At 64.6% G+C, this 25,065-nt stretch carries 14 protein-coding genes; 4 read left to right on the forward strand and 10 right to left on the reverse strand.

What is annotated here, in order from left to right; all coding sequences use genetic code 11:
* Positions 1 to 57: 57 nt before the first annotated feature.
* Positions 58 to 1,065 carry an alpha/beta fold hydrolase gene (locus FIV34_RS11705; protein ID WP_139982936.1) on the reverse strand — a complete coding sequence of 336 codons (1,008 nt, stop codon included), beginning with the start codon at positions 1,063 to 1,065 and terminating at the stop codon, positions 58 to 60.
* 561 nt (positions 1,066 to 1,626) lie between these two features.
* Here FIV34_RS11705 and FIV34_RS11710 point away from each other — a divergent pair.
* Entirely contained in the window at positions 1,627 to 3,930 is a 2,304-nt protein-coding gene (locus FIV34_RS11710; protein WP_139982939.1) for a bifunctional diguanylate cyclase/phosphodiesterase, read from the forward strand.
* A 3-nt stretch (positions 3,931 to 3,933) separates the two neighbouring features.
* Here FIV34_RS11710 and FIV34_RS11715 read toward each other — a convergent pair whose 3' ends face one another.
* From FIV34_RS11715 to fliD, 4 genes are all read right to left on the reverse strand, one after another.
* Positions 3,934 to 5,352, reverse strand: coding sequence for a TIR domain-containing protein (locus FIV34_RS11715; RefSeq protein WP_139982941.1), 1,419 nt, complete (start codon positions 5,350 to 5,352; stop codon positions 3,934 to 3,936).
* A 108-nt stretch (positions 5,353 to 5,460) separates the two neighbouring features.
* Positions 5,461 to 5,757, reverse strand: a complete 297-nt coding sequence (locus tag FIV34_RS11720; RefSeq protein ID WP_139982943.1) for an MbcA/ParS/Xre antitoxin family protein — start codon at positions 5,755 to 5,757, stop codon at positions 5,461 to 5,463.
* 2 nt (positions 5,758 to 5,759) lie between these two features.
* Positions 5,760 to 6,053 carry a DUF2384 domain-containing protein gene (locus FIV34_RS11725; RefSeq protein ID WP_139982945.1) on the reverse strand — a complete coding sequence of 98 codons (294 nt, stop codon included), beginning with the start codon at positions 6,051 to 6,053 and terminating at the stop codon, positions 5,760 to 5,762.
* A gap of 91 nt (positions 6,054 to 6,144) precedes the next feature.
* A complete protein-coding gene (gene fliD, locus FIV34_RS11730) occupies positions 6,145 to 7,491 on the reverse strand; it encodes a flagellar filament capping protein FliD (protein ID WP_139982947.1) in 1,347 nt (448 codons plus the stop codon).
* Between the two features lie 580 nt (positions 7,492 to 8,071).
* Here fliD and FIV34_RS11735 point away from each other — a divergent pair.
* Together FIV34_RS11735 and FIV34_RS11740 are read left to right on the forward strand one after the other, a co-directional pair.
* Positions 8,072 to 11,128, forward strand: coding sequence for a TonB-dependent receptor (locus tag FIV34_RS11735; RefSeq protein WP_139982949.1), 3,057 nt, complete (start codon positions 8,072 to 8,074; stop codon positions 11,126 to 11,128).
* A 286-nt stretch (positions 11,129 to 11,414) separates the two neighbouring features.
* On the forward strand, positions 11,415 to 12,152 hold the full coding sequence (locus FIV34_RS11740; protein WP_139982951.1) for an SDR family NAD(P)-dependent oxidoreductase: 738 nt from the start codon (positions 11,415 to 11,417) through the stop codon (positions 12,150 to 12,152).
* A gap of 15 nt (positions 12,153 to 12,167) precedes the next feature.
* Here the strand turns inward: FIV34_RS11740 and FIV34_RS11745 are convergent, their stop codons facing one another.
* The gene (locus FIV34_RS11745; protein ID WP_170207602.1) at positions 12,168 to 15,212 is read right to left on the reverse strand and encodes a sensor histidine kinase; all 3,045 of its coding nucleotides are present in this window, start codon (positions 15,210 to 15,212) and stop codon (positions 12,168 to 12,170) included.
* Between the two features lie 29 nt (positions 15,213 to 15,241).
* The gene (locus tag FIV34_RS11750) at positions 15,242 to 18,310 is read right to left on the reverse strand and encodes a sensor histidine kinase (RefSeq protein ID WP_139982954.1); all 3,069 of its coding nucleotides are present in this window, start codon (positions 18,308 to 18,310) and stop codon (positions 15,242 to 15,244) included.
* A gap of 100 nt (positions 18,311 to 18,410) precedes the next feature.
* Between FIV34_RS11750 and FIV34_RS11755 the strand changes: the two genes are divergently transcribed.
* Positions 18,411 to 18,992, forward strand: coding sequence for a TetR/AcrR family transcriptional regulator (locus FIV34_RS11755; RefSeq protein ID WP_139982956.1), 582 nt, complete (start codon positions 18,411 to 18,413; stop codon positions 18,990 to 18,992).
* Here the strand turns inward: FIV34_RS11755 and FIV34_RS11760 are convergent.
* Genes FIV34_RS11760 through FIV34_RS11770 form a run of 3 tightly spaced genes read right to left on the reverse strand, consistent with a single transcriptional unit; the run spans position 18,989 to position 24,898 of the window.
* Entirely contained in the window at positions 18,989 to 20,476 is a 1,488-nt protein-coding gene (locus tag FIV34_RS11760) for an efflux transporter outer membrane subunit (RefSeq protein ID WP_139982958.1), read from the reverse strand. The genes FIV34_RS11755 and FIV34_RS11760 overlap by 4 nt on opposite strands.
* A complete protein-coding gene (locus FIV34_RS11765; protein ID WP_139982960.1) occupies positions 20,473 to 23,694 on the reverse strand; it encodes an efflux RND transporter permease subunit in 3,222 nt (1,073 codons plus the stop codon). The genes FIV34_RS11760 and FIV34_RS11765 overlap by 4 nt, the downstream gene beginning before the upstream one ends.
* Before the next feature lie 40 nt (positions 23,695 to 23,734).
* Entirely contained in the window at positions 23,735 to 24,898 is a 1,164-nt protein-coding gene (locus FIV34_RS11770) for an efflux RND transporter periplasmic adaptor subunit (RefSeq protein ID WP_139982962.1), read from the reverse strand.
* Between the last annotated feature and the right edge of the window lie 167 nt (positions 24,899 to 25,065).

Raw genomic sequence — 25,065 nt, forward strand, 5'->3', positions numbered from 1 at the left:
GACTACGGTGGCTCCTCCCGATGTCTACCGCCGGCGCCCCGCGCGCCAGCCCGGCCGTTAGGCCGGTGAAAGCATGGCGCGGACGACCTCGTCCGGGGCGTCGTATTGCGGCCAGTGCTCGGCATCAAGACCGGTGTAGGTCGCATTGGGGAAATGGCCGGCGATGTCCCTTGCCACCGCTTCGTTGAGATACTTGTCCCACTTGCCCCAGATGAGCCGGACGGGCTTTTTGAATGCCCGGAGCTCCGGGACGCGCCGGTCGTTGGCGGCAAGGTTTGCGTAGGCGTCACCGGTCATGGCAAGGAAGGCGGGCATCGCACTGGGCTGCGATGTGAAGTTCGAGGCGATGATGGGCTGGAGCCTTGTCTTGAACCGCTCCTGGAGCGCAGGGGTCATGTTCCTGAGCAAGAGACCTTGCTGGAAATTGAACAGGTACTGCGCCTGGGCGGGGTCGGTCATCATGGCGTGGGCCAGCAGCTTCGTTTTCGGGTTGCAGCACAACTCGATGAAGTCCGGGAACGCGAGCACCGGCGAATTGGCGTAATAGCAGTTGAACAGCACGATGCCTTCGACACTGTCGGGATTGTCGAGGGCGAAATTGATGGCAGCCGGGCCCCCTGCGTCATGGCCGACGGTAATGACCGGGCCGGGCTTGAGTGCTGCGACGACGGCTTTCATGTCGGCGAGCTGCTGGACAAAGCTGTAGGCATAACCGTCGGGCTTGTCGGACGCGCCAAAACCGAGGAAATCAAACGCGATGACCCGGTGGCCTGCCCCGGAGAGGCGCGGGGCAATCTCTTCGTAGATGCGGGCGTTGTCGGGAAAACCGTGGACCATGACATAGGCCGGCCCCTTGCCGGGGTAATCCCTGACATAGATGCGGTGGCCGTCCCGCATGACAAAGCGCTCGGTGAACTTGCCAGGCGAGGGGGCAAGCTTCGGGGTGGGAGCGGTGTCACCGCGCGCATCGAGCGAGAGCGAGAAGGCCGCTCCCGCCGCCATGGCCATCGTCATTGCCTGCATGAAGCCGCGCCGTGACATCGCCTGATAGCGCTCGTCGCCCATGGTTTCGCTCCTGTGAGGACGCGGGCGGGATTGCCCGTGTCCCACGACGCTCGCGCGCCGGTGTTGGCCCGAGGATGCGTCGCCCGAAGCGCGGTTACTTGTCAGGAGATGCGCGGCTTGGACTCACCGGTCGTTGCTGAGGGGGCAAACCATGCCGGGCTCACCTGGTCGGACCGCCCCTGCGTACAGCGCCTTCCTGCGTGCGACCCGTCAGCGGAGCGTTGACATCCGGCGCAGACACAATCCTGGCACGCACCAATTGCGTGGATGCAACTGTTTTGTCTTTCAATGGCACCGATTGCGGCAAAAGGCGTCGAACGACCCGTGTCTTCCAGTCATGTTCCGGACGCAAAGACGAACGCACTGGGCAGTCGTCGGGCAGAAAATCCAGACACCATTGCTTGTCCACGTTCGCGGAATTTGACTCTTGCAGATGATGTATTTCCGGATTCGCGGACGATGGAAAAAACTCTGGCAATCCTGTGCATTTCTGCGCAAAAAGGCGCAATGGCACGCATCCTTGTTTGCTAGATTGCGCGCACGTTCCCTGCAGACGACGCCATGCCCCACGCGCGCCATGCACGACTCACACACCTTGTCGACCGCAGCACCAGGGCCAGCGTTGCCCTCGTCGTGCTGCTCACCCTCGCCAGCCTTGCGACCGCCGGCGGACTGCTCTCGGCGCAGCACCGGATTGCGGAACACAACCGCGTGCTCGCCCTCGTTCATGGCCTCGAAGCCAATGTCCAGACGATGCGCCTGTCGGTGGGGGCCTGGGTCCTGACAGGTGATGCCACCGCCCGCGTGACCTGGGGCCGTGCAGCAAGCGACGAACGCGTGCGACTCCAGGCCTTGAAGTCAGCCCTGCTTCCGGATGAGGCCGCAAGCGAACTCGTTGCTTCCATCGAAGCGCGCCTTGCAGAGCACGCCGGGGCTTCATCATCCTTTTTCACAAAGGACTGGCGGCGCGACCGGGACGTGCACATCGGCGAGATGATGGGTAGTTCCTACCAGCAACAACACATGGTCCTCGCCGATGCCCTCGATGCACTGATACAGCTCGAGCGTGGGCGCATCGTCCGCATCGGGGAGCGCGAGGACATCGCCCTCTTCACCGCAGGCGTTGCCCTCCTGGTCCTCGTCGGATGGTCCGTGCTGACCCTGCGGCGCTCGCGCAACATGGCCCGGTCGCTGCTCGCCAACCTGGAGCGCGCCTTCAGAGCCAATGAGCGGGGCCGCGCCGAACTCCAGGCCTTCATCGATGCCGCGCCCCTTGCCGTCTTTCACGTCGACACACACGGCATCCCCAACTGGCTCAATGCCAAGGCCGCCACCTGGGTCGGTGAGCGCCGTGGCGAGGCGGTGTCCGAATTCCTCATCGACGGCATCGCGCCGGGCGACCGCGACCGCGTGGTCCGTGCCTGGCGCCGCCTCATCGATACCGGTGAGCGGTTCGATGAAGTGTTCGGCTTTTCCGGCGATGACCGGGTTGCCCTCTGGGCCCACGCGCATGCAACACCCGTCGCTCCAGGGGGCCGGACCACGGGCTTTGTCGCGGTCCTCGAAGACATCACCGAGGCGCAAACGCTCCACGAGGAGCTCGCCCGCTCCCGCACCCGGATGCGCCGGATGACCGATGCGGTCCCAGCGCTCATCGCGCGGGTCGACGAGAACGAGATATACCGCTTCGTCAATGCAACGTATCGCGCATGGTTCGGTGACGCAGCACCGCGCATCGGGTCGACTTTGCGCGAGTTCGTCGGGGAGGAAAACTACGCGCGCCTCGCTCCCGTCTTTGCCCGTGTCCGGTGCGGGGAAGCCGTGCGGCTGGAAATCAACCAGGCGACCTTGCAGGGCCGGCGGTTTACGGGCGACGTGTCTTACACCCCGGACCTCGATGAGGGTGGGCGATTTTGCGGGATGTACGTGATGGTGACCGACGTCAGCGAACGAAAGACGCTCGAGGAGAACCTGTTTGCCGCCAAGGAACTCGCGCAGGTCACCCTCGAATCCATCGGCGACGCGGTCCTGACCACCGACCGCGACGGGACGGTCACCTTCCTCAATCCCCGTGCCGAGGCGCTCCTGGCCCGCGAAGCGAGCCGAGCGAGGGGCCGTCCCATCGACGCCGTTGTCGGTCTGCGGGATGACCAGGGGCACCCGAGTGAGACGTCGCTTCTTCGGGCCATCCGGGAAGAGCGCGTTGTCGACATGCCGCACCCGCGCCAGCTCCTTTTTGAATCGGGAGCGAGGGTCGATGTCGAGGACGTCGCAGCCCCCATCCGCGACCGGGACGGCCAGGTGGTCGGCGGGGTGCTCGTCTTGCGTGATGTGTCCGTTGCCCGGGCTGTCGCCGAGCGCATGCGCCAGCTTGCCGAGTCCGACGCCCTCACGGGGCTGCCCAATCGCATGGTGTTCGATGAGCGGCTGAGGACGGCTCTCCAGGCACTCGGCCCTGAGGAGACCCTTGCAGTGCTCTACATGGACCTCGACGGTTTCAAGGCCGTCAACGACGTCCATGGCCACATTGCGGGTGACGAGTTGCTCCGCCAGTTCGCCGCCCGGCTTCTGGTCGAGACCGCGCCAGGCGACACGGTCTGCCGGCTTGGCGGTGATGAATTCGTCGCCCTTCTCGCCCCTCCGGTGTCGGTCCGGGAGGCGGTTGTGCGCGCCGAAGCATTCATCGACATCGCCTCGCGCCCCTTCGTCTGGCACGACGTCGAGCTCCGGGTCACCTTGAGCGTCGGGATTGCAAGCGCGCCGCTCCACGGCTCGGCTGCGCACGCATTGGTCCGGGACGCCGACATAGCGCTTTATGCCGCCAAGGCGGCCGGAAAGAACCAGGTCCGGGTTGCGGGATGCTGACCCTCAGGGAAGCGTGCCCCAACTGTCGACACCGGTCAGGACCCGGAAGTTGGGCCGGTTGAACCCGTACCCCTGCCCCCGCTGGCTTTCAACGATGGTCTGGCGGACCACCTCCTCCGACCCACCGAGAAGACCGAGGATGCGGTCGAGATGCTTGCGGGAAACGCAGCGGGCAAAGGTTTCGAAAACACCGTGCGAGGCTGCGTAGCCAAGGGTCGTCGGGTACCAGCTGAGGTAACCGGAGGGCACGACCTGGCTTCGCAGGTAGAGCAGCAGGTCGGCCTGCATCAGGTCATCAAACCGATGCTGGACCGCTTCACTGCGCTCCTTGGCAATCTGGGCCTGATGGGAGACCTTGTTGAGCTTCAGGCGCTTGTTCCTTGCCTCGAGTGAGTCGACTTCGCGGTTGAGCGCACTGAATGTCTGCATGGGCGGTATGCCCCGGTGGGTCATCGCCGCGTTGTAGTACGGCGTCGTGATGAGCGCCTCAACCAGATTGAGAGCACGGTGGTGCAGAGCGGCGCCGACGGCCGAGAGAAAAAGCTCCCACCCCAGGAACCGGTAAGCGTCAAAATCCCACGACTTGTACGAGCCTGCATTGGCCGGCGCGTCGTAAAACGGCAGCATCCGTTCAAAAAAAGCGTGCACGCGCCCTCCCATTTCCGCCGTATCGGAAAACCGGCAGAGCACCCCGAAGAGTTCGTCGAACTGGGAGCGCACCGGGGCCATGCGTCCGATGGTGGCATACACGACCTCATCGGCCGGAGTGTCGTCGGCGGGCTTTGATGCAAACTGGGGAAGGGCGTCGGTCAGCTGGACGAGTGCATCGTCGACCGCGCCGCCTGCACCTTCACGCCCATGGCGCACAAACTCCATGGCACGCCGGAACACTGTTGGCGCGCCAAAGACAGGCGCCGCGTCACCATCGAGGTACGCCGGCCTTTTGCCAAGGGCGGGTTTGACATGGAGCGGCTTGTCGTAGACCCAGCGCACCAGCTGCTCGAAATTCTCGGCGAGGCGGTCATCGGAGCTGAGGTCGATGTAGATGCGGGATGCGGCATAGGTCGGGACGAACGGATTGCCCTCGTCGTCAAGCGACGGGAGGACCACCACGAATTTTGACTGGTCAACCGCCCGGTAGACCTCCGCCGAGATGATTTGCGTCTCGGTCCCGACGCCGCCGCTCCGGTTGTTCGCCTTGGTCGCATAGGTCTCGTCGGAGATGATGGCGACCTTCCCCACGGTCGCGTCACTGACCATCCGTTCCATGAAGGCGTTGGCGTCCTGGCCCTCCTTGAGGTCCCACTTGTCGAGGATGACGTCAATGCCTTCCTGCCTGAGGTCCGTGGCAAGCCGGATGACCCACGCCTCATGGTCCGGGGAAGACCAGCTGTAGGAGATAAAGAGCTTGGGGGCGTCCATGGCAATGTCCGGCAGGAAAGACGCCGGCAAGTATCAGGGGTTTTGCGCAATGTTCAAGGCCATCGATAGACGCCCGGTCTCGCGCCTCAACAGGCCGCCGTTACCGCCTCAGATATGGGCATGCCCTGCCCCGTCCCGCCCGAGCGCATCCCAGACCAGGTCGTCGTCGCCCTCGGCAAGAACTTCGAGTGGCGTGCGTCCCCCGAACACGCGCTGGTGGGACGTGACCCAGATGGCGGCCCGCGCAGGCGACCCAAATTCCTCGATGAGCATGCCGGCAAGGAGTGCGCGGCGGGCGCAGAGGGATGAAAAGGCATCATCGATGAGGTGCTGGCGTTCGACCCGCAGACGCTCGAGGTGACCGGCCAGTGCGGCGAAGGCACTGTTTTTGACCTTGACGTCCACAGTCAATGCACGGGCATTGCCCGCGCCTCCCGCACCATCACCGCTTCGAGAAAGCGGATGACCAGGTCTGCGTGACCTGCGTCGACGAGTTCAGCGGCCGTGCGCGAGCCTAACGATTCGATGGGGTCTTCGCTGTACCAGCGCAGCACGCGCTCCGGGTCGCGGTCGATGGCCTGCGCGGCGAGGAGGACCTGGCGGCACGGTGGCCGCGCAGGCCGGATGGCTGTGCGAACGGGGCGCGCAAACGTGGCCCAATTGAGCACCATGGCGAGAGCGTAGGGGAAGTGTGCGGCCACGGGACGACTCCTGGAGGTCGGTTGACCCCAGCGTCGTCAAAAGCGCAACGCTGCGCTTGTCTGATTCTGCGTTGTTGGTCCTTGGTCCCGGTCAGTCCTTCTTTGTCAGGGCCTCGAACTGCTGGGAGAGGTAACTGCTGGTGTTGCCGAGTTTTGCCATCAGGTTGTCGAGGTCGGTGTAGCGCTTGGTCAGCTGCTTGGTGTACGCGGTCATCTTCTCGTCGAGGGCCGTGTGCTGCTCGTCGAGGTCGTCGAGGCGCTTGTTGAGGTTGTCGGCGCGCTGGGAAAGGATGCCAGTGGTTCCCGTCCAGCCATTGATGGCGTTGGTCAGGCGCGCAGCAATGCCCTTTTCGCCAACAAACAAGGCCTCGGTTTCCTTGGGACTCGTCGCCAACACCTTCTGGAGCTTTGCCATGTCGAACTTCACCGTGCCGTCGACCTGGAAGGCGACACCGAGGTCGCTCATCGAATGCGGTCCGCCACCGGGACCACCCGACACACCGCCGAGCACGGACGTGACCTGGTTCTTGATGCTGTTGACGGTCGCGTCGCCGATAAGGGCGCCGACTTGCTTGTTGGTCTTGTCGTAGAGCGTCAGCTGGTGATACGTGGTCATGAACGCGTTGTACGCGGTGGCCAGCCCCTGGACTGCGGTGACGGCAGCGGAGGTGTCGGTCGTGATGTTGACGGTGGTCTCACCGGTCTTCGCGAGGGTCAGGGTCAGGCCGTCGACCGCGTCGGCCACCGTGTTGGACGCACTGGTGGCCGCCGTTCCGTCAATGGTGAACTTCGCATCACCCGCCGCGACCGTCGGGGTTCCCGTTGTGGCATCGAACTCGAGCTTTGCAAGCTCGGCACCGCCGCTGGAGGAAACCGAAAAGGCGTTGGCTGCACCGGTCCGGGCGGACGTGAGCACCAGATGAGCGCCGTCAGACCCCGTGATGATGGCGGCTGTGACACCCGGGTTGTCGGATGCCTTGTTGATGCGGTCGCGAACGGTCTGGAGGGAGTCGGCCGCATCGAGGTCGATGGTCATCTTCCCCTCACCGAGGGAGAGGGTCAGGGAGCCTCCGCCAAGCGCTGCGGTGGATGAGGCGAACGCGGGCGACGAGGTCTTCTGGCTGGTGGCAAGGGCACTGACCACGACCTTGTAGGCATTGGCCTGGGCGTGCTCATCGGTGCTTGCAGCGAGGACCGCCGGGTCCCCCACAGCGGTTTTCAGTGCATGGAACGCCTTGCCCGTTGCCAGGGTGTCCATGGCTGCCTTGAGGGAGGCAAGGGCCGACTTGAAGTTGCCAATGGCCGACAGCTGGGTCGTTGCCTTGTCCTGTGCGGAGGCAATCTGCTTGTCTTTCGCCGCGCGCTTGTTGGCGACGAGCGAGGTGACGATGGCATTGACGTCAAGCGAGCTCGAGCCAAGCGATGGGGTCGTGGTCATGCGGGCACTTCCTTGCAACGGTCACAAACCACCCGCTTGCCCCGGGCGCAAAAAATCAAAACGGGTGGACCCATCCGCACGCCAGACAGCGCCTGCAGGGCCCTGACAGCGCCCTGGCGACCCCGCCCGCCACAACAACAGCCCTTTCGGCGATGGGCGATGGCCCGTTGCCAACGCCGGTACCGCCCAAGGACGACCGGCCGACGCGGCATCGTCGGGTGAGCCATGTGGAAAACCGCACGTCCCCGACGCATTCGACGGCGCCAGACAGGTGGGTACCCGGACCCTTCTCACGCGCAAAAGATTGCGTTCAAGACGACCGGTCACCTTGAAAGTTTTTGCGGGAATTGTGTTTTCCTGACTACATTTAGTCGATAAGCCATTCTTTTATCTGGCTTTATTGACACAACAACAACCAAAACCTAACGTCCTGCCCGGCTCCGGTAAACCGCAGGAATGCGCGCCTTCCGGACTCGCCGACGTCCCCGGGAGGGGCGCGTGGGTAGTGATCTTCCGCCGCGACGCACTTGCGCTCCGGCTTTTCGTTCCGGCCCGGTTCGGGCCATCTGGGGAGTTCCGAATGCATTACCGCAGTTTCCGCCAGGGCCACGCCCTCAGGCACACCGCGCTTGCCGTTGCGCTGACCGTGGGCCTCGGCGCCGGCGTCGCCCACGCGCAGTCGACGACCGGTGCCATCTTCGGCCAGGTCACGCCCGGGACGGGTGACACCGTCGAGGTCATCAGCCCGACCGGCCTGACCCGCGACATCCCGGTCGACGCCCAGGGCCGCTACCGCGCCGGCAACCTGCCGCTTGGTGCCTACACGGTCAGCCTCAAGAAGGCCGGTGCCGTCGTCGATGCACGCAAGAACATCAACATCACCGTCGGTGGCAGCACGGACGTCTCGTTCGAGGCCCCGGCCGCCTCGGCCGCCAGTGCCCAGGCGCTCGACGCCGTGACCGTCGTCGGCAATGCCCTGCCGCCGATTGACACCACGCAGGTCGACGCCCGTACGGTCGTGACCTCCGAACAGCTCGCCCGCCTGCCCCTCGGCCGCAACGCCGAAGCCATCGCACTGCTCGCCCCGGGCGCTGTGCCGGGTTCGTCGAACCTCGGCAACGGCCGCTTCCGCACCGTGTCGTTCGGTGGCTCGGGCGCGTCGGAAAACGCGTACTACATCAACGGTTACAACACGACCGACCCGTACCGCAACCTTGGCGGCGTGGGCCTGCCCTACGGTGCCATCGACCAGCAGGAGGTCTACACGGGTGGTTATTCCGCCAAGTACGGCCGCTCTGACGGCGGCGTGATCTCCCAGGTCGGCAAGCGCGGCACGAACGAGTGGCACTTCGGCGCGCAGGTGCTTTGGGAGCCGAAGTTCGCCGCGTCGAACCCGGGCAACGTCTACTACGGCAACCGCGCACTGCCGCCGGGTTACGGCTACCAGCAGAAAGACAAGGTCGGCTCGATTTACCGCAGCGGTGACGACAACAGGAAGTGGACGACGACCTACTCGGCCTACGCCGGCGGTCCGTTGGTCAAAGACAAGCTCTTCTTCTTCGTTGCGGCCGAAGCCGAGAAATCCGAAGGCACGAGCACGGCGAGTGTCGAAGCGAACCCGGTTGCCAACAACCACTACACCTACAAGCTGCCGAAGTACTACGCCAAGCTCGACTGGAACATCAACGATTCCAACATCCTCGAGCTGACCGGCATCCATTCGACTGACGAGCAGCTCGGCACGTACCACGCGTATGACTACGCATCGGGCAAGAGCGGTGGCCCGACCGGTGCGAATGCCGACACGTCCAAGCTCGAGTCGAAGTACGCGATTGCCAAGTACACCTCGTACATCACCGACGACGTCACCCTGTCGGCGACCTACGGCAAGAGCTGGAGCGATGATTACCTGTCGAACCCGACGCCGGGTCTCGCCGACCAGCCGTACATCTTCAACCCCAACCTCCAGAATCCGGCGCTCAACGGTGGCACGCCGCGCGCCAACCTCAACTCGTCTGCAACGTCGCAGGACCCGGGCGCCGGCAGCCGTACGCACGGCCTGCGCCTCGACCTCGAATGGGTGCTCGGTGACCATCATCTGGCCGGCGGCATCGACAACATGCACTACCGGGGCATCGACGAAGGTACCGCGACGAGTGGCTCGGGCTTTTACTGGCGCTATTTCCACTCGGCCAACCCCAATTCGGCCATCAGCAAGTCCCAGGGTGTGGGCGCGCCGGGCGGTCAGGGTTACTACGTCCGCAAGGTCGTCTTCTCGTCGGTCACCAACATGCAGCTCGACCAGCGCGCGCAGTACCTCGAAGACCGTTGGCAGGTCTCCGACAAGGTGCTCGTGAGCATTGGCGTCCGCAATGACCGCTTCAAGAACTTCAACGACGAGAACAAGCCCTACGTCAACCAGGCCGCGCAGTGGGCGCCGCGCCTGGGCGCAACCTGGGACGTCTTTGGCGACTCCTCACTGAAGGTCTACGGCAACCTCGGCCGTTACTACCTCGCCCTGCCCAACAATGTGGCCGTCCGTGGCGCCAGCCCGTCGACGTACACGTTCGAGTACTTCAACTACACGGGCATCGACAGCCTCGGTCGCCCGACCGGGCTCAAGGCACTCGGTCCGGGCGCCGTGTCGCCGGATGGTGAGTACGGCCAGGCGGTCGACGCGCAGGCCGTGGCCGCCCGCGACCTCAAGAGCCAGTACCAGGATGAAGCCATCCTCGGCTTTGACAAGACCGTCGGCGACGGCTGGGTCACCGGTGCAAAGCTCACGGTGCGAAAGCTGCGGACGGCGATTGATGACGTGTGCGACACGGGGCTCATGGGCGACAAGCTCGCAAGCCAGGGCGTCGACCCGGATTCGGTGGTCATTCCGGGCTGCGTCGTGTTCAACCCCGGCAGCACCAACACCTTCTCGCTTGCCAATGCCAATGGTGTCGGTCGCACGGAAGTGAAAATGAGCCAGTACGACTGGGGCTTTACCGACAAGGCAAAGCGCAGCTACTACGCCCTCGACCTGTACCTCGACCACCCGTTCGACGGCAAGTGGCAGGGTCGCGTCGATTACACGTTCTCGCGCTCGTACGGCAACACCGAAGGCCAGACGAAGTCGGATATTGGCCAGACCGACATCTCCAAGACCCAGGACTGGGATTCGGCGCTGCTCATGCAGGACGCCAACGGCCTGCTGTCAAACGACCGCACGCACCAAATCAAGGCGTACGGCTCGTACCAGATTGCACCCGAGTGGCTCGTGTCCGGCAACCTGCGCCTCGCGTCCGGTTCGCCGAAGTCCTGCCTTGGTTACCTCGACGGCACGGACGACCCGGACCCGCTGGGTTACCAGTCGGCCTACCACAACTGCAACGGCAAGCCGTCGCACCCGGGTGACAAGCGCAATGCCTGGTACCGCCAGCTCGACCTTGCGCTGACGTATCGTCCGTCGTACTTCGACAGCAAGCTCGCCCTCGGCGTGCAGGTCTTCAACGTCACCAACGAGCGCAAGCCCCTCAACTCGTTCTCGACGTATGAGTCGGTGTCGCAGACCGTGCTCAACAACTACGACGTTGGCCAGTACTTCCAGACGCCGCGCTACGCCCGCCTGACGGCGACGTACGACTTCTAAGACACCGCTCGAGCTTCATTCCCATCACAAGAAATGCCCCACGGACGGGGCTCACGCAAGTCTCCCCTTGGCCGCCTGCTCCCTCAGGCGGCCGGTTTTTTATGCGGGGTATGCGGGAGGGAATAAGTCTTATGCGATGCCGTGCACTGGAGCCTTCGGCAGCTGTCCACAAGTCATTGGATGGCAGCGTCCGGTCGCGGTCGAAGTAACTAGGCAACTCCGGACGGGAAAAGACCGGACGCCGCCACCCCTTTTTCGTTTGCTTCCCACCTACCAGGAAACAGCAATGTCCAAGCTCAAAGGAAAGGTCGCCGTCGTCACGGGCGGCAATAGCGGTATCGGCCTCGCCGTCGCCAAGCAGTTCATCGAGGAAGGCGCGAAGGTCTACATCACCGGTCGCCGCCAGGCCGAGCTCGACAAGGCCGTTGCTGCCATCGGCCCGTCTGCGGTCGCCATCCAGACGGACGTGAGCAAGCTCGCCGACCTCGACAAGCTCTTCGCCCAGGTCAAGGCCGAGGAGGGCCGCATCGACGTGCTGATGCTCAACGCCGCGTTCGGTGAGTTCCAGACGCTCGGTGAAATCACCGAAGACAACTACGACGCCCACTTCAATACGAACGTGCGCGCCAACATCTTCGGTCTGCAGAAGGCCCTGCCGCTTCTGCCGAAGGGCGCTTCGGTCATCATCACCGGTTCGATTGCCGGCTCGTCGGGCATCCCGAACTTCTCCGTGTACGGCGCCACCAAGGGTGCGCTCCGTGCGTTCGTCCGCTCTGCCATTGTCGACCTCAAGGACCGTGGCATCCGCGTCAACATCCTCGCCCCGGGCCACACCTCGACCCCGGCTCTCGACCGCCTCGTGCCGGTCGAATACCAGGACCAGGCACTGACGAGCACAGTGCCGTCGGGTCGCCTCGGCACGCCGGAAGACATGGCCAAGGCCGCGTTGTTCCTCGCGTCGGATGACAGCAGCTACGTCAACGGCGCCGAGCTCGTTGTCGATGGCGGCGTCAACCAGATTTGACGCACCAGGCGCCCCTTACGGGGCGCCTTTTTCATCCGGCGTAATGCCGTGGCGTGCCCACGGGCCGGACCAGCGTGCATAGGCGTGCCGGGCCGAGATGCGAAGGCGGACTTCGGTTCCGCCAAAGGCACGGGGCCGGATGTCGAGGTGGGCCTGGATGCGTGTGGCACGCTCCCGCATGCCCGTGATGCCGAAATGCCTGTGCGACGCGGTTGACTGCGTGTCACCGGCCACGATGCCATGGCCGTTGTCGGCGACACTGACGGCGAGTTCGCCCGGTTCAAACCGGAGGTGGCAGACAATGAGTGTCGCGTTGGCATGGCGGTAGGCGTTGAAGAGCGCTTCCCGCATGATGTCGACAATCTCGGCTGCAACGGCCGGGACGACGGGGACAACCTTCCCCTGCTCCTCGAACACGAACGGCGTCCCGAAGAACGTTTCCGCTTCCCGCCCGGCAAGCGCCAGCGCCTCGCCAAGGGAACGTCCAGTATCGTCGGTCGAGCGCAACTCAAGGAGCCGGTCACGCCCCTCCCCGATGACGGTTTCAGCCACGGTCAACGCGTCATCCAGGGACGCGCGCGCCGGGTCATCCGCAGGGAGCGCCTCAGCGGCTGTTGCAAAGCGCAGGGTCAGCCCCTGGACGGACTGGAGCAACGTGTCGTGGAGTTCGCGGGCGATGCGTTCGCGCTCTGCATGTCTGGTATCGGCCTGAAGGCGGATGCGCCGCCCGTACTGTCTTGTACGCCAGACGATGGCAAGCCCGATGAGCAGCACGCCGAGAACGATACAGCCGGCACGGAACCAGAGCGTCTGATGGAACAGGGGCGGGATGGAGAACGCGGCTGCCGCTGCGCCACTGCTCCAGACGCCGTCCTCATTGGCTGCCATCACCTCAAACCGGTAATCGCCCGGCGACAGGTTGGTGTAAAACGCCTCGCGTCGCGTACCCGAATCCTGCCATCCTGCGTCCACCCCCGTCAGGCGGTAGCGGAACGCGACCCGCTCCGGGACGGCAAGGCTCGTCGCGGTAAAAGTGACGTGCAGGCGCGACGTGCCGGAGGGGAGACGCAGGAAAGCCGACGGGGCGAACGCACCTTGGTCGGTATCGAGGAGACGGATGAAGACGTCCGGCGGGATGGGGTTGTGGTGCGCCTTTCCCGGGTCAATGAATGCCGGCCCTTGGTTGCTGGCAACCACGAGGCGCCCCCGCTCATCGAAGCCGAGTGTGTTGCGTGCCGCCTGCAGTGCAATGCCCGGGAGGCCGTCACGGTAATCGAACAGCTGGTATCTGGGCGGCGGCCCCTTGTGGAGAAACGCGCGCTCGAGCTCACTGGTGGTGATGGCAATGACGCCCCGGCTGGTGTTGAGCCAGACCTGTCCGTCGCGCTGGGCGATGCCGGTCACGCCAAGGAGGGGCATAGTCCCGAAGGCGTTGAGGGCGATGAACCTGCCCGCCTGCAACAAGGCAATTCCGCTTTCCCCGCTGGCAAGGACAAGGGGCCCCTTGACGTCCATGGACCACACAGCACCCAGCGCGGGCACGTGCCAGACGCGGGGCGTGGAATCGGGGGTCGGCAGTTGCATGACAAGCCCGTCGAGCCCGGCAAACCACACTGCCCCGTTGTTGGCAGGAAACACGCCCCAGGGGTCATGTCCGGCACCACTTTCAACTGGCAGCTTCTCCCAGGTCTCGCCGTCGAGATGGTAGGCACCGAGTCGGTAGAACACCGCCCAGAGTCCTCCCTTGGCATCAATGGCAAGGTCGCCGCCAAGGGAGCCTCCCGGCACATAGGGCCGTGAGCGCCACTTGCCGTTCTCAAGATGCCAGAGTTCCTTCTCGGTCAGGACCCATGCTTCCGTCGCCGACCGGCCGACGACCTGGTAAACGTCATCGGGGAAGTCCCCCATGTGCACCATCGCGTCACCGTCGGCACGCCACACCGACCGGCGGGCCGCGAGCCAGACGTGTCCGTCCGGACCCGGGCTGAAGAGGTAATCGAGTTTGTAGGCACGGTCGAGACCGCTGAAGGTCGACACGCTCGCCGGCCGGAAACTGTCGATGCCGAAATTCGTTCCCACCCAGACCGTGCCCTCACGGTCTTGCAAGAGCGGGGTCATCTGGTCGGAGGCCATCCCGTTTCGCGAATCAAACCGCGCGACCGCATCGGCCGGCTTCAACGGTCGGCCGTCGGCCTTCTCGCCTGGTCTGTCGATGATGAACAAGGAGCGGTGGACCGTGTCCGTGCTCCACAACCGTCCCTCCCGGTCAAACATCATCCGGTCGGAGGCGATGACTTCCATCGACTCCGGCGGCAGTACGGCTGACCCCACCGGGTGCGCCGCCGACACGCCAGGCAGCGCACGGGTTCCTCCAAGTTTGTCGGACAACCAAAGCGTTCCATCCGGCGCGCGGCCAAGGGTCGAGTCTTCACGGACGGGCACGTTGGTCTGACGGAATGCGTTGGCCCCCGGAGGCAGGAATACGAGCCATCCCGCGCCAGCGACCCACAGTGTGCCCTCGGGGTCGACAAGGACGGAGCCAGTATTTCCCGGGACAAGTCCCCAGTCAGAGCCGACTCTCGACCACCGACCGTTGGCGAATCGAAGGAGGCCACCACTCGTTGCTGCCCAGATGACTCCGTCGGGTGTTGCAGCCATCGCCGAGACCCAGCCGCTGGAGAGGGTGTGGTCGAAAGGATAGCGGGTGTAGACACCGTCTTTGAGCCGGGCGAGCCCGCCCCGGTAAAATCCCATCCACATCGACCCGTCCGGTCCGGCAAGAAGGCTCGTGATGTTGCCGGCGGGCATCGGACTGCCATCGGCGAGGCGCGCCGGTTCGAACTGGGTGCCATCAAAGCGGACCAGGCCCGACCCGGTGCCGAGCCAGAGGTAGCCATCCCGGCCCTGGACCATTGCCCATACATCGGCAGGCGCGCCACGGGAAACGGGCCAGGACGTGTGGACGAGGGACGGTGGCACCCCTTGGGCGTGGGTTGCGACGGCGAGCAGCATGCCGGCCGCACAGGCGAGCGAGCGCATCCCCTGCAGAATGCGGGACATCGACAGACCGGGTGTGGCACGCCGCTGCATCATCGACTTGTTCGCCCCCGCCATTTTTTCCACCAATCCCGCTGGCGCGCCCCTTCGCCATACGCGGCGCTTCGCGGGATGGAGAGGTCGATACGGGTGCCCGTCGCCGGCCCGGAATGCACCGTGAGCGTGGCGCCGAGCATGAGCGCACGGTCACGCATCCCGGACAGACCGCTCCCCTCGTTGTCGGGGTCGGTCACATCAAAACCGTGACCGTCGTCGGAAACCGTCACGGTCACACCCTCACTGCGAAATCCGGCAAGGCACACCACACGGGAAGCCCGTGCATGGACGAAGGCGTTTCGCATCGCTTCCGTGGCGATGGCGAGCACCTCGCCCTCGACGCCAGCTGCGACAGAACGTGTCGCGCCCGTCTGGGCGAGGACGAACGGGACACCATAGACCTGCCCGAGGCGTGCGCCCGCTTCACCGATGCGGTCTGCGAGATTGTCGGACGCAACCGGCCGCGTCTGGAGTTCGATGACACGCTCGCGCATGGCGCCGACCGTCTTTTCCGCGCCCTCGATGACCTGGCCGAGGTCACGGCGGAACGGGTGGCAGGCATCGAGCCCGTCTGCGGCCGCCGAAAGGCTGAGCAGGACGCCCTGCATGGACTCGAGAAGCGTGTCCTGGATTTCGCGACCCATGCGGTGGCGCTCGGCGAACTGCGCTTGGAGCTGCAGGCGCACTCGGGCATTGGAGCGACGGACCGCGAGGATGCAGGACAGGACAATCGCGGCGAGGAGGAGAATTGCCAAAGCAGCGCGGACAATGGTCCGCTCGAAAAACTGGGGACGGATGTCGAAAGGCAACGTGGCGCCCTGCCCGCTCCAGACACCGTCTTCGTTGGCAGCGACAACGTGGAAGACATAATGGCCTGGCGGAAGGCGCGTATAGGTGGCAAAGCGCTCCGTCGACGGGCCTTGCCAATCGGCGTCGACGCCGTCGAGGCGGTAGCGGAACTGGACCCGGCCGGGCACCGCAAGGCTTGTCGCCGTGAAATCAAAGCGCATACGCCGGACCTCCGGACCTATCGCCATGCCGCTCGAGGCCGGCAAGGCTTCGCCGTCGGCGTTGACCGTACGGATGAAGACAAGCGGGGCGACCGGGTTGGTTTCAACCTTCGACGGGTCGAAAACGTAGATACCATTGAGGGTGTGCACCCAAAACCGGCCATTGCGCGCCGGAAACAGGGTGTTTGGAGCGCCGATATCGGCTCCGCCTGACAGACCGTCGCGCTCGTCGAAGACTCGAAATGGAGGAACGTACGAATGATCCGACAGCGACCGGCGCAGGGCATCGAGCGGGACACGCACGAGTCCGTTTGCTGTGTTGAGCCAAACCTCCCCGCCAGCCCGGTAGATGCCAGTGACGTTGACCAATGCATACGCTCCGAAATGGTCGGTTGCCTCCGCCCGGTCTCCGACGATTCGCGCCACACCATTTTCGGACCCGACGAGGGTTTCATCCTGCGACACATCGATGACGCGCACAGTGCCCGGAAGGGGTACTGCCCAGGTACGCGTGGTTCCGGAACCGTCCCGCATCGCAACCCGTCCGTCGGCCCCCATCGCCCACACCGCGTCCCCTTCACCATGGACAAGGGACGTCGGGCGTTCCTTGCCGAACGGAGACCAGTGCACCCCATGCCACTCCCGCCCGGTCCAGTGAAAAAGCTCACCGGCGTCTGAGTGCATCCACACCCCATCGCGGCCGTCGGGGGTCACCTGCTGCCATGACCAGCGACCACCGGCCGGCAAGGGCACGGATGTCACCACACCGTCGTCGATGCGGTACGCCCCGGTCCTCGGCGAGAACGTCCACAACCGGTTGCGGGAGACAACGTAGATGCCGCGAATCTCGTCCGGCACCGTGGCCCACGTTCGTACGCCATCCGAGTCAACGCGAAGAACGCGGAAGATGTCGGTAAGCCAAGCGCCATCGTCGTTGTTGCCAGGCATGGCGTACAGCATCCGCTGGGAATCACTCAGCCCCGACAGCGGGGTGATGGCACTTGAGCGGAAGCTGTCGAGCCCGGTATTCGAGCCCATCCAGAGTGTGCCCTCCCGGTCCTCGAACACGGGTCCCATCATTCCCGAGGTCAGGCCGTCACGCTCGGAGAGGCGCGTGTCGGTTTCATCGGACCGGACGACCCGGCCGTTTGCGAGCCTCGATGGATTCTCAAGGACAAAAAGCCGCCCATTGTTGTCGTCGGTGCCCCACATCCGTCCCCGGCGGTCGATGAGAAGGCCTGCCGCTGTCACAGCATCATCCGGTCGCAGAGGCATCCCCATAGCCACGGCCGTATGGTCTTCCGTCAGACCCGGCACCGCACGGAGGCCCCCGGTGGTTTCACTGACCCAGACGGTTCCGTCGTCGCCACGAATGACCGTGGCCAGCGGCCCTACCTCGACTCCGGTAGCGACAAAGCGGGACGTGCCCGCTTTCATCAAGAAGAGCCGAGCGTCACCCGTTACCCACACGTTGTCACTGCTGTCGACTGCCACCGACCAGGCGGCCATGCTGTCGAAGCCATCGTTCGCGTCTACGGTTCTCGGAGTCCCCTGCTCGATGCGCAGCAGCCCGCCGGGCGATGCAGCCCAAATGACACCGCTGCGTGCCCGGGCAATTGAGCGGACGTAGCGGCGGTTGACCCTGCTGCCATCGGCGACAACCGTAAGATGACCATCCTTGTATCTGGCCACCCCTGCCTGGAAATAGCCAATCCACAACGCGCCGTCGGGCGCCGCGAGCAGCGCCGTGATGCTCGCCGAAGGCAGCGGATGACCGTGTTCGTCCAAGGCCCGCTCGAAGGTGACCCCATCAAACCGGTACAGTCCGGTCAGGGAGCCTATCCAAAGGTAACCGTCGGGGGTCTGGGCCAATGCCCGGATACCCCCTGGAGCGCCACGGTCACCGGCCCACGCTGCGTGGACGAACGACTGCGGCACCCCTCGCACCAAAGCGGGCGCGACGAGCATCGCGAACACGGCAAGCCGCGCCCACCGGTGCCAGTGCCCCGTCACTGCCATGTCCACCCCTCCGGCCACGGCGAGAATGCGCCGCACGGTCACAGCCTAGCCCAACTCAGGGGTAGAACAAGTTATCCGGAAGTACACCCCCGAACCGGGGTTGCACAATGAAAACGGGCGGCCGTAAGGTCGGTCCATGGCCAGACCCAATCTCCGCGACCGCATTCTTGAAGCCGGCTTTTCGGAGGTCGGGCAGCGGGGGTACAACGCCACGAGCGTGGCCGACATCGCCACGGCTGCCCGTGTGCCGAAGGGGTCGTTTTACAACCATTTTGCGAGCAAGGAAGCGCTGGGCGCCGCCGTTGTCGCTTCGTTCCGCAACGGCCCGCCACCGATGGCGCTCATCCGTGACCCCTCGCTCGGGGGACTCGCCCGCCTTCGTGCCTACTTCGAGGGTCTCAACCGCTTTTTTGAGGACGCGTACCTCGACACGGGATGCCTCATCGGCAATCTCACCGCCGAGCTTGCCGGTCACAGCGAGGTCATCCGTGCCGAACTGCAGCGGGTGTGGGACCACTGGACGGACGAGATTGAACACGCCGTCAAAGACGGCCAGGAGGCGGGCGACATCAATGCCTCCATTGATGCCGCCACGCTTGCTGCCTTCCTGCTTGATGCCTATGAAGGCAGCATCCTTCGGGCGAAGGTCGCGCATGACACGCGGTCGCTGTCGCGTTTCATGGACATCACCTTCCACACGCTGCTGCGCCCCGTCTAACGGCGGGACACCGCCTCACCCGACATTGCCCCGGGCACGCCGTCCCAACCACCCCCGAGTGCGCGGATTAGGTTGACCGTGGCGACGGTTTGCACGCCGGTCAGGCGGCTTGCTGCCAGGCGGCTTTGCAGGGTGCTCCGCTGGGCGTCGATGACATCGAGGAAGTTGACCGCCCCTTCCCGGTACTGGGTTCTGGAGATGGCCTCGGCGCGCGTGGATGCACGCACCGCTTCGTCCTGCGTCTTTGTCTGGGTCTGGAGGATGCGAAGGTCGGCGAGGTGGTCTTCGACTTCCTGGAAGGCGACCAGCACCTGCTCGCGGTAAGCGGCCGTTGATTCCTCGAGTTCCGCGTGCGTCTTCTGGAGATTGCCCTTGCGAAGCCCCCCGTCAAAGAGTGGAAGGTTGAGGATGGTCCCGGCAAGGGGTCCCAGGAGAAATACCTTCGACCCGCTCGAGAAGAGATTGGAGAACTTCGCGGACTCCCCGCCGCCGCTTCCCGTCAGGGTGAGCGACGGGAAATACGCCGCACGCGCCACACCGATGCGGGCATTGGCCGCCGCCACCGCACGTTCGGCGGCGGCGATGTCCGGGCGACGCTCGAGGAGGTCGGAAGGCAAGCCAGCGGGAAGCGTGATGTCGACTTTTTCAATGGGCCGTGCCGGAAACGAGAACGCTGCCGGCGGCATCCCGAGGAGGACTGCGAGGCTGTGCTCGCTCGCTGCACGGAGCCGCTCGGCGGTCATCTGGTCGGAGCGCGCGGTGGCCAGCTCCGCTGTCGCGCGGGCCACGTCGAGCTCGGTGATGTCACCGGCGTCGTAGCGGTGCGTGACGAGCTTGACCGCATCCTCCCGGAGCGCGACGGTCTGGCGATAGATGGCAATCTCCGAATCGAGCTCCCGGAGGTTGAAATAGGTCTGCGCCACATCCGCCTGGAGGGCGAGCTGCACGGACCGGAACAACGCCTCGGCCTGCATGGACTCGGCTTTTGATGCGTTGAGCTCACTGGTCGCCCGGCCAAAGAGGTCGACTTCCCAGGTGGCTGTCGCCTGCGCGCGCCAGAGGGTTTGCGGCGGGACGTTGATGCCGTCGGTGCCGTACGTTGCCGCTGAGGACGGCTTTTGCCGGACCGGCCCCGCTCCCGCACCAATCGTCGGGAACAGCGCCGAACGGGCTGTCAGCTGCACGGCACGCGCTTCATTGACCCTCGCCAATGCACCTTTGAGCGTCTGGTTGTCTGCCATTGCCTGCGCCTCGAGCCCGTCGAGGTCGGCGTCGGCAAATACGGCCCACCACTGGCCACGGAGCACGGCGTCGGACGGTGTCGCCGCTTTCCACACCGTGCCGTCGGGCGCGGTCTGGGCCGATTGCTCCTTGAAGGTCGCCGTCTCCCCCGCATCCGGACGCTGGTAGGAGGGGGCGAGCGAACAGGCACCGAGCAGCGGGATGAGCGCGAGGGCGAGGCGGTTTGTCTTCAGGCGGTTCATGCGGCGGCCTTCCCTTTTTCATGCTCGGGGCAATCGTCACCGATGCACGTGATGTGGAGGTGCGAGTCGTGGCGGTTTGGGATGTGCTCGACGCGGGAGAGCTTCCGGATGGCGACGTAAAACACCGGGGTCAGCAGCAGGCCGAAGAACGTCACGCCCAGCATGCCGAAGAAGACGGCAATGCCCATCGCGTGGCGCATCTCCGAACCCGGTCCGGACGAGACGACGAGGGGGACCACACCCATGATGAACGCAAAGCTCGTCATGAGAATGGGTCGCAGGCGAAGACGGCTTGCCTCGATGGCAGCTGAGACAATCGTGTGGTCGCCCTGCATTTCCAGTTCGCGGGCAAACTCGACGATGAGGATGGCGTTCTTTGCCGAGAGGCCGACCAGGACCATCAGGCCAATCTGGGTGAAGATGTTGTTGTCGCCGCCAAGGAGCCAGACGCCGGTCAGCGCCGAGAGCACGCTCATCGGCACGATGAGGATGATGGCCAAGGGCAACGTGAGGCTCTCATACAACGCAGCGAGGACCATGAAGACCAGCAGCAAACTGATGGGAAAGACCAGAAGTCCCGAGTTTCCGGCGAGGATTTGCTGATAGGTCAAATCCGTCCATTCGAACTTGACGCCGCGCGGCAAGGTCTCGGCTGCGACGCGCTCGACCGCTTCCATGGCCTGGCCTGATGAGTAACCGGGCGCTGCGGCACCGTTGATGTCCGCTGCCGTAAAGCCGTTGTAGCGAACCACGCTGTCCGGACCGAAGGTCGGGCTGACGTGGACGACGGAGGAGAGCGGCACCATCTCGCCACTGCTGTTTCGCGTCTTGAGAAGGCCGATGGCATCCGCGTTCGAGCGGTAGGCGGCGTCAGCCTGGACACGGACCTGGTAGACACGGCCAAAGCGGTTGAAGTCGTTGACGTACAGGGAACCGAGGTAGACCTGGAGGGTGTCAAAGACGTCCGTCACCGACACACCGAGCTGCTTTGCGCGCACGCGGTCGAGGTCGACATTGAGCTGGGGGACGTTGATTTGGTAGTTGGAAAAACCGGGCCCCAGGGACGGCTCGGACTTTGCCTTTTTCAGGAACGCGCCCAGTGCATCGTTGAGCCCCGCGTAGCCCAGCGACGCGTGGTCTTCGATTTGCAGCTTGAAGCCGCCAAGCGAGCCCAGACCGAGGACCGGCGGCGGCGGGAAGACAGCGACGAAGGCACCCTTGATGGCACCGAAGCGCTTGTTGAGTTCGGCGGCAATCTGCATGCCGTTGGGCGACTTCGAATTGCGCTGGTCAAACGGGGTCTCGCCGAAAAAGACGACGGCCGAGCTCGACGAGTTGGTAAAGCCGTTGATGGACAGGCCCGGGAACTGCACAGCTGAGTCGACACCCGGCGTTTTCATGGCAATCGCACCCACCTGGCGGACGATGTCTTCCGTACGGTCGAGCGAGGCGCCATTGGGCAGCTGGATGACGGTGATGAGGTACTGCTTGTCCTGGATGGGGACAAAGCCCCCCGGGACCGCACGCGACACGAGCACCGCCAGACCGAGGAGGACGGCGTAGACGCAAAGGACGATGCCCTTGCGATGGATGAGTCCGGTCACACCGTGGGCATAGCGCGTGCCGGCGGCGACAAACGAGCGGTTGAACAGACGGAAGAACGGGCCGAAGACACGGTCCATGCCCCGGGTAAACCAGTCCTTCGGCGCATCGTGACCGCGCAGCAGCAGTGCGGAAAGTGCAGGAGACAGCGTCAGGGAATTGAAGGCACTGATGACGGTGGAAATCGCAATCGTCATCGCAAACTGCTTGTAGAACTGACCCGTCAGACCGGACATGAACGCAAGCGGGACGAAGACCGCAATCAGGGTGAGTGCAATGGCGATGATGGGACCACTGACTTCTTGCATCGCATGGTAAGTCGCTTCACGCGGTGCAAGGCCCGTTTCGATGTTGCGCTCGACGTTTTCGACGACCACGATGGCGTCGTCGACGACGATGCCGATGGCCAGCACCATGCCGAACAGGGAGAGCGCATTGATGGAAAAGCCGAAGGCGGCCATCAGGGAGAACGTGCCGATGATGGACACGGGAACGGCCAGCAGCGGGATGATGGATGCCCGCCACGTCTGCAGGAAGACGATGACGACGAGGACGACAAGGAGCACCGCTTCAAAGAGCGTGTGGATGACGGCATCGATGCTCGAGCGGACAAACTGCGTCGGGTCGTAGACGATGTCGTAGTCGACGCCCTGGGGCATGTCCTTTTTCAGGTCGGCCATCTCTTCGCGGACATGCTTTGAGATGTCGAGCGAGTTGGCACCCGGGAGCTCATAGACCGCCATGGCAAGGGCGGGCTTGTTGTTGAGAAGCGACCGACGTGCGTATTCGGCCGAGCCGAGCTCGACGCGGGCCACATCGCGGACGCGGGTGATGGCGCCGTCGGGCGAGGCTTTGAGGACGATGTCACCGAACTCCTCGGGCGTGTGCAGGCGACCTTGCGCATTGACGTTGAGCTGCAGGGGGGTCCCGGGTGCAGCAGGCGATGAGCCCACCTGCCCGGCGGCGACCTGGACGTTTTGCTCACGGATGGCATTGACCACATCGGTCGCGGTCATGCCCTTCTCTGCGACCTTCTGCGGGTCGAGCCAAACACGCATGGCGTAGTCGCCATTGCCCCAGAGGGTGAGCTGGCCGACACCCTGGATGCGCTGGAGGCGGTCCCGCACGTTGATGAGCGCATAGTTGCGCAGGTACGTGAGGTCGTAGCGTCCGTTCGGGGATGTCAGGTGGACGACCATCGTCAGCGTCGGCGACGACTTGATGGTGGTGACACCGAGGCGCTGGACGTCGGAAGGCAGGCGCGGGAGGGCCTGGTTGACGCGGTTTTGCACCAGCTGCTGGGCAAGGTCCGGGCTGGTGCCGAGCTTGAAGGTGACGGTCGTCGTCATCGTCCCGTCGGAGTTCGCCTGCGACTGCATGTAGAGCATGTTTTCCACACCATTGATTTGCTCTTCAATGGGGGAAGCGACGGTTTCCGCGATGACCTTGGGGTTGGCGCCCGGGTACTGGGCGGTGACGACCACCGACGGGGGCACGACGTTCGGGTACTCGGAAATCGGCAGGTTGAACATGGCGATGATGCCGCCAAGGAGGATGATCGCCGAGAGCACCCCTGCAAAGATGGGTCGGTCGATGAAGAATTTGGAGATGTTCATGGATGGCGGCCTGGGATGGGGGAGGCGTGCGCGGGCACGGTCAGGCCGCCGGCTTGGCGGGGGTCATGGCAACGACGTTGGCCTTGACGGTGGCACCCGGCTGGGCGCGCTGGAGGCCGTTGACGACGATGCGCTCGTCGGGCTTGAGACCATTGGTGACCACACGGAGCGTGCCGTAGAGGGCACCGACGGTGACTTCCCGGTACTCGGCCTTGTTGTCGGCGCCGACGACGAGGACGAACTTCTTGTCCTGGTCGGTGCCGATGGCCCCGTCTTCCACAAGTACCGCGTCACGGGTCTGGCCGCCGGCCACGCGCACGCGGGCATAGAGGCCCGGCAGCAACGCGCCATCCTGGTTGTCGAAACGGGCGCGCACACGGATGGTGCCCGAGCGCGTGTCGACCTGGTTGTCGACCGAATCGATGGCCCCCTTTCGCGAGTAGGCCTGCTCACTCGACAGCCCGAGCTCGACGGCGATGCCGTCGCCCTGGTTTTTTGCAAAGAAGCCGAGGTACGTCTGCTCGTCGACGTCAAAGGACGCATAGATGGGCGAGACGGACACGATGGTGGCCAGCACCGGGGCGCCGGCACCGGGGGAGACAATGTTGCCAAGGGTCACTTCCGCGCGTGAGACACGGCCGGTGACCGGCGCATTGATGGTCGTGTAACCGGCGTTGACGCGGGCGACTTCCAATGCGGCTTCGGCTGCCTTGAGGCCCGCGTCCGCTTCGCGGGACGCGTTCTGCGCAAGGTCGAAGTCACGCCTGGAGATGGCGTGGTCCTCAATCAGGCGCTTTGCGCGGTCGGCGTCGGTGGTCGTGTAGCCACTGCGGGCCTTTGCGACTGCGACCTGCGCTGCGGCCCGGTCGACCTCTGCAGTATACGGGCGGGGGTCGATGACAAAGAGCGGGTCACCCTTTTTCACCAGCTGGCCGTCGCGAAAGCGCACAGCCGTGATGGCCCCTGCGACCTGGGGCTTGATGTCGACATGGTCGATGGCTTCGAGCCGCCCCGAGTAACTTTCAAAGGCCGCGACCGGACGGACGATGACCGGCGCGACATCGACCTCCGGCGCTGGCAACGCGTCGGCGGCGACGGCCGTCTGGCCGCCCCCCTTCGTCCATTCGAAGGCAAAGGGTGTCGCCACGGCGAGCGCGATGGCGACGCCTGCGGCAAGGAACTTGAAGGTCGGTTTGCGGTTCATGGTCAAGCCTGCTCAGTAACGGAGTGGTCATGCCGACAGCCGTGCTGCCGGCATGACCGGGGTCGGAGGGAACGGCCGGGCCGGCACGGAAGCCACGCCTACCGTGCGCGCAGCCTTTGCGCGTTCCTTGTGTGTTTTCGCGAAACATGGCTGCCGGCCCCGCATTC

Source organism: Luteibacter pinisoli, assembly GCF_006385595.1.
Classification (GTDB): Bacteria; Pseudomonadota; Gammaproteobacteria; order Xanthomonadales; family Rhodanobacteraceae; genus Luteibacter; species Luteibacter pinisoli.

Excerpts from the sequence above, each read along its gene's own strand:
- FIV34_RS11705 (WP_139982936.1), bottom strand. The coding sequence starts at position 1,065 with ATGGGCGACGAGCGCTATCAGGCGATGTCACGGCGCGGCTTCATGCAG.
- FIV34_RS11710 (WP_139982939.1), top strand. The coding sequence starts at position 1,627 with ATGCCCCACGCGCGCCATGCACGACTCACACACCTTGTCGACCGCAGC.
- FIV34_RS11715 (WP_139982941.1), bottom strand. The coding sequence starts at position 5,352 with ATGGACGCCCCCAAGCTCTTTATCTCCTACAGCTGGTCTTCCCCGGAC.
- fliD (WP_139982947.1), bottom strand. The coding sequence starts at position 7,491 with ATGACCACGACCCCATCGCTTGGCTCGAGCTCGCTTGACGTCAATGCC.
- FIV34_RS11735 (WP_139982949.1), top strand. The coding sequence starts at position 8,072 with ATGCATTACCGCAGTTTCCGCCAGGGCCACGCCCTCAGGCACACCGCG.
- FIV34_RS11740 (WP_139982951.1), top strand. The coding sequence starts at position 11,415 with ATGTCCAAGCTCAAAGGAAAGGTCGCCGTCGTCACGGGCGGCAATAGC.
- FIV34_RS11745 (WP_170207602.1), bottom strand. The coding sequence starts at position 15,212 with ATGTCCCGCATTCTGCAGGGGATGCGCTCGCTCGCCTGTGCGGCCGGC.
- FIV34_RS11755 (WP_139982956.1), top strand. The coding sequence starts at position 18,411 with ATGGCCAGACCCAATCTCCGCGACCGCATTCTTGAAGCCGGCTTTTCG.
- FIV34_RS11760 (WP_139982958.1), bottom strand. The coding sequence starts at position 20,476 with ATGAACCGCCTGAAGACAAACCGCCTCGCCCTCGCGCTCATCCCGCTG.
- FIV34_RS11765 (WP_139982960.1), bottom strand. The coding sequence starts at position 23,694 with ATGAACATCTCCAAATTCTTCATCGACCGACCCATCTTTGCAGGGGTG.
- FIV34_RS11770 (WP_139982962.1), bottom strand. The coding sequence starts at position 24,898 with ATGAACCGCAAACCGACCTTCAAGTTCCTTGCCGCAGGCGTCGCCATC.